Source organism: Sessilibacter sp. MAH1 (genome assembly GCF_054658315.1).
This window is the reverse complement of the sequence record NZ_BAAGIC010000003.1, coordinates 375104-387404: the sequence shown is the minus strand read 5'-3', so window position 1 is coordinate 387404 and position 12301 is coordinate 375104. Positions and strand designations below refer to the sequence as shown.

The 12301-nt window shown below is 42.0% G+C and carries 7 protein-coding genes; 2 read left to right on the top strand and 5 right to left on the bottom strand.

Features of this window, described 5'->3' with window-relative positions:
* Positions 1-120: 120 nt before the first annotated feature.
* Together ACYQ28_RS05065 and recJ are read right to left on the bottom strand one after the other, a co-directional pair.
* A complete protein-coding gene (locus tag ACYQ28_RS05065; RefSeq protein WP_460048128.1) occupies positions 121-990 on the bottom strand; it encodes a DUF3014 domain-containing protein in 870 nt (289 codons plus the stop codon).
* Positions 991-1172: 182 nt separating this feature from the next.
* Entirely contained in the window at positions 1173-2918 is a 1746-nt protein-coding gene (gene recJ / locus ACYQ28_RS05060) for a single-stranded-DNA-specific exonuclease RecJ (RefSeq protein ID WP_460048129.1), read from the bottom strand.
* Between the two features lie 764 nt (positions 2919-3682).
* Here recJ and ACYQ28_RS05055 point away from each other — a divergent pair.
* Positions 3683-6148 carry a M1 family metallopeptidase gene (locus tag ACYQ28_RS05055; protein WP_460048130.1) on the top strand — a complete coding sequence of 822 codons (2466 nt, stop codon included), beginning with the start codon at positions 3683-3685 and terminating at the stop codon, positions 6146-6148.
* Positions 6149-6228: 80 nt separating this feature from the next.
* A complete protein-coding gene (locus ACYQ28_RS05050; protein ID WP_460048131.1) occupies positions 6229-6759 on the top strand; it encodes a DUF6702 family protein in 531 nt (176 codons plus the stop codon).
* A 77-nt stretch (positions 6760-6836) separates the two neighbouring features.
* Here ACYQ28_RS05050 and ACYQ28_RS05045 read toward each other — a convergent pair whose 3' ends face one another.
* The 3 genes from ACYQ28_RS05045 to ACYQ28_RS05035 form a co-directional block, all read right to left on the bottom strand.
* A complete protein-coding gene (locus ACYQ28_RS05045) occupies positions 6837-9080 on the bottom strand; it encodes a hypothetical protein (RefSeq protein WP_460048132.1) in 2244 nt (747 codons plus the stop codon).
* A 420-nt stretch (positions 9081-9500) separates the two neighbouring features.
* Positions 9501-10895, bottom strand: a complete 1395-nt coding sequence (gene thrC, locus ACYQ28_RS05040) for a threonine synthase (protein ID WP_460048133.1) — start codon at positions 10893-10895, stop codon at positions 9501-9503.
* A gap of 23 nt (positions 10896-10918) precedes the next feature.
* Entirely contained in the window at positions 10919-12226 is a 1308-nt protein-coding gene (locus tag ACYQ28_RS05035; RefSeq protein WP_460048134.1) for a homoserine dehydrogenase, read from the bottom strand.
* Positions 12227-12301: the final 75 nt, after the last annotated feature.

Sequence of the window (12301 nt, the reverse complement as noted above, 5' to 3'; positions counted from 1 at the left end):
AATCACTTACCGTTCTTGAAATTGGCGACACATCCTTGTGTCGCGAGAAACTCTAGGTTAATCAGAGTTTCCTATATGCAATACAAATTAAACAGAATGCAATCAACCAGAAACTCTCTATTACCGGCCACTAATTAAACTCTCTTTAAATTTAGCAACATACGTTTGGATGCGCGCCGTATTCTCAGGCCCCATTCGAATCATAAACTTTTCAAGTGGCGTCAATTTTTCTAACTCGGGATCTTCAAAAAGATACGCCACGGATTTGGACGTTAACTCTATAGGCCCAGGATAAACAGGTGCCTTTAGAATATTATCCAGCGCCAAAATTAACGTATTATCAAAATTTTCGGGAGGATAGCCGAGTTGCCCATAGGTTTTTTCAAGCAGAGGTCTGAAATAATGAAATGTATCTGCAAGAGCACTCGGAGAAATAATTTCTAAACCTGCAATATAAGAATCAAATCGAGAAAAACCTTTCTCATCTAAAAAATAACGATTATCAATTTTTTTCACCGGAAAGGTAGTTTTTGGTGGTTCTACTGAAACCACACCACGAATTAATTGCCCTTGTGATAACCCGTCTATAACGGTTACCCAACGCTGGAATAATTCCGATGAACTTAACCACAGTATTTGTTGTTCGCTAAAGCCGAGTTCTTGAAAATAATTGCGAATAAAAGGATCTGCTTCAGTCAACGGTGGCAATGGCGCTCGCACCTGCTCCGGCGCTTGCAATTCAGGTGTTTCTTCTTCACGTGTTTGCACAGGAATATCCGGTGTTGTGACTGCCTCAAGCGGTGCAAAATCTTCCCTCGAAGATTCGACCTCAGGTATGGCCTCGCTACCTACCGAATTTGTTGTATTGTCGTCCGGCTTGCCAGTTAAATTTAGATACACGAACCCTAGCACTGCTATCAAAAGCAAAGCCGCAATAATTAAAAAGATAACGTTAAAAGACGATTTTTCTGATACGTGATTATTTTTCAAAATCGATACCTAAATATTTTTACCGTTTATGTATACGAGTAATTATCCTGAAAGAAAACCGATAAAGGTTCAATACGAACAAAGCATTAATACTTCTGGAACCCTAAAAATTTCTCCGTTAATTTGTGATTCTTTAACAGTGAATATGGTCAGCAGCATTTTTAATGCTCCTTACACGTTTTTTAATTTTTAGGATTTAAACACACCATACGCAACTGAAGAGACTCACGTGAACGAAATTCGTTCACATCAAGATGATACGCACAGTGTGCCTGTCGAATATTTTTATCGGGCCAAACACGAGTATCTACGTTAAACGCGATTGCATCAAAAACATCTTGCGGACTTGCTATAGGGGCAACCGTCAGCTTTAAATGTTTTTCACCGACGATTCTTTGCGTAAGAATATTAAACTCACCATCAAATAAAGGTTCCGGGAAATTCTGGCCCCATGGCCCTAATTCAGCCAAAGACCTTGCAGTCGCCAAATTAAAATATTCAACCTCAAGTAATCCATCCGAAATAATGGCTGCTTCCAACGCATCTGCATCAATCAGTTGTCGAACTTGCTCATCAAACATCAGCGCGAACTGCGCGTAGTTTTCATGTTTAAGCGTTAATCCCGCCGCCATGGCGTGTCCGCCAAATTTTTCAATTAATCCGGGGTGTTTGGTAGCAATACTGTCAAGAGCATCGCGAATATGCAAACCCTTGATGGATCGTGCCGAACCTTTTAACTCTCCAGTTTGGTCCGATTGCGCAAAGGCAATTACGGGTCGGTGAAAACGGTCTTTGATACGCGACGCTAAGATTCCTACCACACCTTGGTGCCAATCCGCCTGATACAGACACATTCCCCAAGGCAACTCGGTGTTTTGTAACTGGTCTAGGTTACCTAAAGATGCCAAAGCTTCTTGTTGCATAGCGGCTTCTATAGAGCGGCGATCCTGATTTAAATCGTTTAATTCCCGAGCCAACTCGGTTGCTTCGGTGTAGTCGTCGCTCATTAAACAACGAATACCTAAACTCATATCGTCTAATCGTCCAGCGGCATTAATACGTGGCGCAATTGAAAACCCAATGTCACCGGATGTTAAATTTCGACCATTACGACCAGCGATTTCTATCAACGCTTGAATTCCCGGACGCGCCTGTCCGGCTCGAATACGCAGTAAACCTTGATGCACCAAACGCCTATTCAGAGAATCTAAGCTAACCACATCGGCAACTGTGCCCAACGCAACTAGATCTAAATAATTTGCCAAGTTAGGCTTCACAATGTGCTGATCTGCAAACCAATTCAGAGTGTCTAATACCGATCGAACCTTGCTTAACACATAAAAAATAACACCCACTCCGGCGAGATTTTTACTTGGAAAAGTACAGCCCGGCTGATTCGGATTCACAATCGCATCGGCACTTGGAAGACGGTCTCCGGGAAGATGATGATCGGTAACCACAACTTTAATGTTGTGCTCTTGCGCTCGATTTACACCGTCTATTGATGATATGCCGTTATCCACCGTAACAATAACGTCTGGCGATCGCTGCGCAGCTACCTCAACAATTTCTGGGGTCAGTCCATAGCCATAATCAAAACGATTAGGCACCAAATAACCGACATCCACGGCGCCCATTGCGGTTAATGCCAGAACTGCCAGAGATGTACTGGTCGCACCATCGGCATCAAAATCACCCACAATTAATATTTTTTGCCGGTGAATAATCGCTTGAGCTAAAACCTCTGCGGCCTTATCAATACCCAATAAACTCTCCGGCAACGGCAAATTATTGAGCCCATAATCGAGATCACAGGGATGAGTGATTCCACGATTTGCCAGTAATCGCTGCATCAATGGCGAATAATTCGACAATGAACTGTCTGGTTGAATTAACTTTCGTTTGATGACGGTATTTACAGTGTTCAAGGTATTAGATCTTCAATTATTTACGGTAAAAATTAAGAAACATTTAACAACAGTCAACGATGAATTTCATCGTAATGTCTGCATTGGCTTCACTGTATAAGGTCTTAATCGCTTCAAAAAGAATCGATTTAAAATCCATTATTATCGTCCTAAATCAAGTATCAACTCGTAAAAAGCCTGCAAACAACGTCTAATTTGCGCTCTGCGAATACAACGAATATTGGAAACGAAATTACCGGAGATATCATTGCCGGAGATATCATTGCCAGAGTTATCGTCGCTCAACAAATTATAGGAAACTCTGATTAACCTAGAGTTTCTCGCGACACAAGGATGTGTCGTCAATTTCAAGAACTGTAAGTGATTGAAATTGTGAAGAAATTAGAAATCACATTTTCAATTTCTGTCCTCTGATTAAATCAAGGATGAGTTAATCAGAGGTTCCTATAGGTTGCTAGAAATCGAGCTAAATCTACAGGAGAACCTATTTTGCACGTATTTTTGGTCAGAAAAAGCTCAAGCACATGTCGCCTAAAAAGTATTTTTGAGTCTACTGGTATTTTTCACCACTTTACTTGCACTAATAAGATACGCGAAGTTTATGAGGCAATTGCTCATTTAGGCGTCTCTCTGACAGTGTTACAGCTGATCTGCTAATAAGTGAGAGCATCGCCGCGCTTCTGTTTCAGACTGATGACCCAATACATTAAGACAAGGATTACCGCTACCACCAGCGGACTCTTCAATATCTAGGAGGGCACTCAGTGCGCTTTACCCCTCATTCGATGGTTATTCTCACCGCGGTTTTGTGTGCTGGTTCAAGCCTAAGTCACGCAACTGTTGTTAAACAAAGTAAAGGCGATTTTGAAGATAAATTTCGCCAGCTCGATGAAATTCTGCCAACACCTAACGTCTACCGTAGTGCTTCCGGTGAGCCTGGTATCGACTACTGGCAGCAGCAAGTTGATTACAAAATTGATGCTGTTTTAAACGAAGACAAGCGCACCCTTAGCGCAAAAGAAACCATCACCTACCACAACAATTCACCATACAACCTCAAATACCTTTGGATTCAATTAGAGCAAAACCGCTTTAAACCTGAATCTATTGCCGAGCGCACGCTGGATTTCGCCGGAGAAGGACGCAGAGGCCCCGGTACTCGCGCCGCTGAAGGTGGCAAACCTGCCGGAGTATCGCTGGGTGAGCTTCGCCGTCAGCAATTTTACGCCGATAATGACTTGGGCTATCAGTCTCTAGAAATTACCGACTCTGAAGGCAACAAGCTTCCGTTTATCGTCAACGGCGCGCAGTTACGCCTAGATTTACCTAAAGCTCTAAAAGGCGATGAGTCGCTTACCTTCAATATCGACTACACGTTTAATATCGTCGAAGAAGACGCCGTGAGCGCTCGCGCCGGCTATGAACACTTCCCAGATGATAAGCGCAAAGGCGGCAACGACATCTTTCTGCTCGCACAATGGTATCCGCGAGTTGCAGCCTATTCCGACTACGAAGCATGGCACAACAAAGAATTCTTGGGCCGTGGTGAATTCACACTGGAATTTGGTGATTACGACGTTTCTATCACCGTTCCTGCCGATCATATTGTCTCGGCAACCGGTGAGCTGCAAAATTCGGCTGATGTTTTAACCAAAACCCAGTTAGATCGTCTTGAGCAAGCTAAAACCGCAAAACGCCCAGTATTCATCGTTACTGAAAAAGAAGCCCTTGAGAACGAAAAAGCAGGAACCAGCGATAAAAAAACCTGGCACTTCCAAGCTAAGAACGTTCGCGATTTTGCGTGGGCATCGTCTCGAAAGTTTATGTGGGACGCCAAAGGTTACCAGCAAGGTGGCGAAGACATGCCCGAAGTATTGGCCATGTCTTTCTACCCTAAAGAAGGCGGCGATCTTTGGAAAAAGTACTCAACAGAAGCCATTGTTCACACCTTAGAAGTCTATTCTCGTTTCTCTTTTGATTATCCATACCCTGTTGCCCAGAGTGTTAACGGCCCTGTAGGTGGTATGGAATACCCGATGATCACCTTTAATGGCCCAAGAACAACCTGGAATGAAAGTGATAATTCTCGAACCTACACTCAAAAGGAAAAACGCTTCTTAATTGGTGTGGTGATTCATGAGATTGGTCATATCTACTTCCCAATGGTGGTGAACTCTGACGAGCGTCAATGGACTTGGATGGACGAAGGTCTAAACAGCTTCCTAGACGGAATTGCTGGTCGCGAATGGGACCCGAATATCCCATGGCAAGTTGAGCCTCGTGACGTAGTTGATTACATGAAATCGGACGTTCAGGTTCCGGTAATGACTCAATCAGACAGCGTTTTGCGCCTAGGACCAAACGCTTACACCAAACCTGCGGTCGCCTTAAACATTCTTCGTGAAGTTATTTTGGGTCGCGAATTATTCGATTTCGCCTTCAAAGAATACGCACAACGCTGGAAATATAAGCGCCCTACTCCGTCGGACTTTTTCAGAACCATGGAAGAAGCGTCGGGTGTTGATCTCGACTGGTTCTGGTACGGTTGGTTTTACACCACCGATCATGTAGATATTTCCATCGATAAAGTTTCTAAATTACGTTTGGATACTTGGAATCCAGACGTTGATCTTGAGCGCCTACGCCAAGAAGAAGCCGATAAACCGCCATCACGTTTTGTTGAAACCAACAAAGCCGAAGGCCGCGAATTGTGGATCGACAAAAACCCCGATATTCGTGATTTTTACGACGAAAACGATCGCTTTACTGTTACAAATAAGGAACGCAATAAATACCAGCAAGACCTTGCCGACCTAAAAGATTGGGAACGTGAAGCACTGGCTCGGGCGGTTAAAGAAGACAAAAACTATTATTTGATGGAGTTTTCTAATATCGGCGGTTTAGTTATGCCAATTCTTCTTCGTTTAACCTATGAAGACGGCACCGTTGAAGATCAATACATTCCTGCGGAAATCTGGCGTCGCTCACCCAAAGCGGTTCGCAAACTGATCGTCACCGAGAAAGACAAGCTTCTTAAGTCTGTTGTTGTTGATCCGGGTTGGGAAACCGCCGATGTGGATGTCGAAAATAACCACTACCCACGTCAAATAATTCCTTCACGTATTGAAGCATTCAAAGACGAGAAAGATGAGCATCCAATTGCGCGTGATATAATGCACGACATCAAAACCAAAGTAGAACCACCAAAAGAGAAAAAGCAAAAGAAATAATGTTGCAAAATTAAAAAGAGTTTGAACCCAGCATTATTTAATTACACCCTATAGCGCCACTTTTTAGTGGCGTTTTTTCAATGACTTATCGTATGAAACTAAAACAATTTTCTTCTTTTATATTACTGATATTAACCACAATTATTGCTGTAACTCAGGTTCAGGCGCATCAACAGAAGTACGCAATCACCACCATTGAGTTAAACCCAAGAACGGAAAATCTAGAAATAATACATCGCTTTCTAGTGCACGATGCAGAACACGTAGTGAAACAACTCTTTAAACCTACCGCCGATTTTAATAAACAGCCAGAAACGCAAAAAGCTTTCGCCGATTATGTAATTGAGAGCTTTAAAATTAAACTTCAAGATCAAGAACCCGTTTTGGTTAACGTTGGTTTTGAATCCGACGAGAAATATTTTTGGGTCTACCAAGAAGTAGAAAAACCCGAAGCGATTCAGTTTATATCGGTTAAACAAACGGCTTTACAAGAGATATGGCCAAAACAGACCAACTTAGTCAACGTAGAAGGTTTTGGCAAAATCAAAAGTGTTGAACTGAAAAAAGGCAGCGATTGGCAGTTAATAACATTAGACAAAAACGACCAATAACAGACGTAAATTTCTCTATTGGATTTAATTTATTCGTTTTAAAGTGAGCGTAGGATGCACATTCTGTTCTCCTCTCATCAAACTTTGACCAGTGATTTTAGCTCTGTATCGACTCGATTTTGAAATTCCACCAACACATCACCTTCATAATTTTGGGCATTGGCAACCACATTTAGCCAGTGTTCATAGTTATCATGAGCTTCAAACACATTTACATCAGACAGATCAGCGTCATCCAGCAGAAAAATTTTTTTAAATAAATTAAGCTTTAGAGAAAATGCAAATATCTTTGCCGTTTCGTATATCGCAAGATTAGAGTCAGTACTCAGCATCTTCTTGAAATACGACTCATACAAGACTTTAGTTAAAACAATGTCATCTACCTGTACGGACTCGGCTTGTTTAAAAAATTCATACCAGCGTTTGTCTTGCGGTCGCACAAACGTTAAAAACACAGTTTCTTCTAAAAAGAACGACATCATAGACTCAATAGCGCTCTTAGATTTCAAATGCTTTACCATACGCTGAAGCGCGTAATAATCTGGCAAATGACCTGAGGAGTTATATAAGAATTGACGAACAACACCCCAGTAGTTTTCGACATACTTGTCAGGCAGAGCGGTAAGCTGGTCTTTTATAAACGAATGCGTCTCTGGATTAAGCGTAGTATCTTGTAATTTTTCATTTAACTGCTGAAAAGTGTTTTGGCAAACTTTCTTAAGAGCCTGGTTTGAAAAAACACTTTCAATTGCATTATTTTCAAGCTTAATCAATTCAATTATTACTGGTGCACGTAACAATACATCAATAGAAAGTAAATCCATTAAATTAAAATTAAATTCTCTGTTTAAGATCCAAAAAACTTCTACAGTAAATGTTTTATTCACATATAAGTCAAAAAAATGCTTAATGCTGGTCAATTGATTAGAACTAATAGACAACTGGCTCTCAATCCAATAATTCCATTCTACGTCATTGTAATCCTCAGATTTTACCAAAGCATTTGACCTACCGCTTTGACAGGCCAGCAGCGCTGAATTTAAATTATCTTGTTTAAAATAATAACCCACTATCGCCCTATCAATAACCGGCAACGACGTTGACTCAAATACGTTTGGGTATAGATCATCAACTTCCGAAACTTTTGAGGAAAAAGATTTCAGCGGTAAATCATTAATGTTCAACGATAAAAATCGACTTAAATGGCTTTCGCTATAGCAATCAAAATTAAAGGATTCATCGGTCATTTCACTCCAGTGTTCCGGCAATTTGAACACATCGGCGAGCTGTGTTTTACACTGATCTAAAGCTTCGCGAATGGGAGAATAATTCACTAAAAATTTAGTGTAATTCCAGTCCGCAACCGTTATTGTTTCAGTGTTATAAATTTCCGCAAGTGCCTTAAAGACTGCATGAACATCTGATTGCGTAAGATTGGGGCCGTTAATGGTTAACACACAGGGCATAATGGAGTTGTTATGTTCGTTTTCCAGTAATAAAACATAGCCTTCTGGTACGCCTTGAGAATTCTGGGATTTAAATATCCAAAAAACACGTACCTGTTTTAACAATCCGTAAAACGGTACAGAGACCATGCTGCAATCTTTCGCAACAGCCCCGCGCAATGTTGAATACAAAGCCGGTACTTCTTCGAGTAGGATATGTCTCGAAGCAACTTTTTCTTGAGTTGCATTATAAATTTGCGTAGCTGTAAGTACGTGCTTGGGAATAAATTGATTTAAGGTGTTATTGGTAATTTTTTGCAGCTGACCAAAACCTTTCTTTTTAGCAATATTTTCAATAATTGGTGCTAAATAAAGGCGAAAGTGATCATCAAATACATTTTGTATTTCTGTGGGCGAATAGTGTTTGCAAGAAAAATGTATCAAACCAGCAGCATTAATGGCTTTTCCGTTTTGATCGTATAAAAAAGGTGCTAAACGAATTAATTTTTTACTATTGTGATCAAATCGATCATCCAGATTTTTTAAATAAACTAAATCTTGCTCGATAGATTTAAGTTTTTTTAAATGACGCTTAAGCTTCGCGGCCTCTTCGGTTAACAGTTTATTAAGCGCTTGAAGTTTATCTTGATCGTGCCTGCCGGTGACGCTTTCCGAAAAGTGGATATGGCAACAGGTCAGCTGTTCGGTGTGACTGCTCTGTACAGACTGGCCCTGAGCACGCAAGCGCTCAATGGCTGCGCGAAAAACAGAAACAAAATTTCTGTTATACAGAGCATTGGCCGTTGGAAAACTGGGAAACCGTTTTATTAACGGCAGCAACAAATTAAGAATTTCCGAACTTTGCGTCAAATTCATAGCGACCTCATGTTGTTCAAACACGAATAAGTGAATAACAACCCAGCAAACTTAGCGCCATAATCTTGTACTTTCGGTACACAAAAACCTCAAACCGATTACAGACGCTTTTAATCCAACATGAATAAAATTTATATCAGATACTGGTACAGATTATTGGCATGAGTGCGGTAAAACAACTTAAATTCTTTTTTTAGGGGATCACTAAGCAAAAGTGCGAAGCAGATAAGTGTTGCAACGTGATCCTGAACCACGGGATCAGGCAACAATCTGGGAAATTCTCACAGGACACCGTCTTCTGTTGAAAATCTACAAACAAAGAAACTTGAGCGATCAAGAAGAGACTGGATTACTGGATTACACGGAGCGATTAGATTGAAAGTGGCCAGAAGAATCCTGGCCACATTGAGCGGTTTTTTACTAACGGATATTCGCAGACATAAACTGTTGTACTGCGGAAATATCATTCGCTAGTACCTGATACTGCTCCTCACGCTCGAACAAATCGACCATGTGATGCGGTAATTCAGGATTTGCAATGCCCACCGCTTTGTTGACTGCCTCAGGGAATTTTGCAGGATGTGCAGTCGCCAAACAAACCATGGGTGTTTCTGGCGATTGATTGTTTTTACGGGCCGCTTGCACGCCAATCGCCGTGTGCGGGTCTAGCAAATATCCGGTATTTTCAAACACATCAGCAATAACCGTGGTGGTTTCTTCGTCATCCAAGCGATAACTGGAGAAACCCGCTTTTAGCTTAGTAAATACATCATCGGAAAGCGTAATTGGCCCCGATTTAAAGTCTTCCATAAGTTGCTTGATTGCAGCACCATCACGACCGTACAGGTCAAACAACAAACGCTCAAAGTTGCTCGAAACCATAATGTCCATTGACGGCGATAGAGAATGAACCAAACTTTGCTTACTGTGATCGTTATTGGTAATACAGCGATGCAAAATGTCGTTCTGATTGGTTGCAACAATCAATTGCTTAATGGGCAGACCCATTTGTTTGGCAAGATAACCGGCAAAAATATCACCAAAGTTACCGGTCGGCACCGAATAAGAAACCTCACGGTGCGGCGCACCCAACGCTAAAGCCGAGTAAAAATAATAAACAATTTGCGCCATGATGCGGGCAAAGTTTATTGAATTTACGGCAACCAATTGGCGGCCATCTGGCAAGAATGACTGATCAGCAAAACTGGCTTTCACCATGTTTTGGCAGTCATCAAAATTACCTTCAAGAGCAATGTTATAAACGTTGTTTTCGATAACTGTGGTCATTTGTCGACGCTGTACATCGCTGACACGTTGATACGGATGCAAAATGAAAATATCAACGTTTTCGCAATGACGACAACCTTCGATGGCAGCTGAACCGGTATCGCCAGAAGTTGCACCCATTACGACGACTTTTTGATCGCGCTTTTTCAAAATATGGTCAAGAAGATTGCCTAAAAACTGCAACGCAAAGTCTTTAAACGCAAGGGTTGGTCCTTGGAACAGCTCTAGAACCCATTCGTTTTTACCCAATTGCACTAAAGGCGCAATCGCATCGTGACGAAAAGTCGCGTAAGACTTATCGATCAAACCTTTAAGCTCTTCATCGTTTAGCGTTTCGGTGACGAAAGGCTTCATTACCTTAAACGCGAGTTCTTGATAGCTCAATCCGGCCCAAGATTGAATCTCTTCTGCGCTAAATTTGGGTAAGGTTTCAGGCACATAGAGGCCACCATCACTGGCTAGGCCTGTCAAAACCACATCTTCAAAATTAAGCGTTGGCGCCTGTCCGCGCGTACTGATGTATTTCACAACTTTTTTCCCAGAAAATTAGATTACTTACCCAGTGATTCCATACGAATTTGGAAGACTTCACCAACCACCGACGATAGGTTTTGAATTTTCTCCACAGCTCGCATTAAATCTTTTTCCACAGCTCGGTTGGTCAGCAAAATAATTGGAGAGGTTTCGATAGATTCGGGCTGTTCTTTTTGGATCAAAGCTTCAATGCTGACGCCTGCATCACTTAGAATTTGCGTAATGGTCGAAAGTACGCCCGGCTTATCCAGTGCATTTAAGCGAATGTAGTAAGAGGTTTGCACCTCTGAAATCGGCAGCACTTCAAAGTTATTCAGCGCATTGGGTTGGAAGCCCAAATGAGGCACTCGGTGCTCGGGGTCAGCAGTTAAAGTCCTAGCAAGATCGACGATATCGGCAATTACAGCCGAAGCAGTTGGCTCAGCACCCGCACCTGGCCCGTAATACATAGTTGGGCCAACGGCATCACCTTTAACCATAACCGCGTTCATAACGCCATCAACATTCGCAATCAATCGTTCTTTTGGAATTAATGTTGGGTGAACTCGCAATTCAACCGCATCGCCAACTTTGCGGGCAATACCAAGGTGTTTAATGCGATAACCCAACTCTTGGGCGTATGACACGTCTTCGGCGGTAATTTTGGTAATACCTTCGGTGAATACCTTGTCGAATTGCAACGGCATACCAAAGGCGATAGACGCCAAGATCACCAACTTATGAGCAGCATCGATGCCTTCAACATCAAAGGTAGGATCTGCCTCGGCGTAACCTAACGCTTGCGCTTCTCTCAATACGTCATCAAAGGCGCGGCCCTTGTCGCGCATCTCTGTCAAAATAAAGTTGCCAGTACCGTTAATAATTCCCGCTAGCCATTGAATCTTGTTGGCGGCCAAACCCTCTTTGATGCTTTTAATAACAGGAATACCACCAGCGACGGCGGCTTCAAAGGCTACAGTGACGCCAGCTTCTTTCGCGGCTGTAAATATTTCGTTACCAAACTCAGCGATTAATGCTTTGTTTGCCGTCACAACATGCTTGCCATTGGCGATGGCTTGCAAAACCAAATCTTTCGCAATGGTTGTACCGCCAATCAATTCAACAACAATATCAATTTCCGGGTTGGTTACTACCTCAAAAATGTCACGAGTAACATTAAAGGCAGAAGTATTACAGTTAGGGTTATCTCGTCTAGCGCCAATTTGTGTAATGATAATTTCACAACCTGCACGAGCGCTGATTTCAGTCGCGTTTCGAGTTAAAACATTAACAGTGCCACTTCCTACGGTTCCTAGACCGCAGATACCAACTTTTACCGGTTTCAAAATTAACTTCCTCTGGATTAACGACGCCTTCATGATGAGTGAACATTTACCTTATTTGGCGCCCGAAAAAGGGTA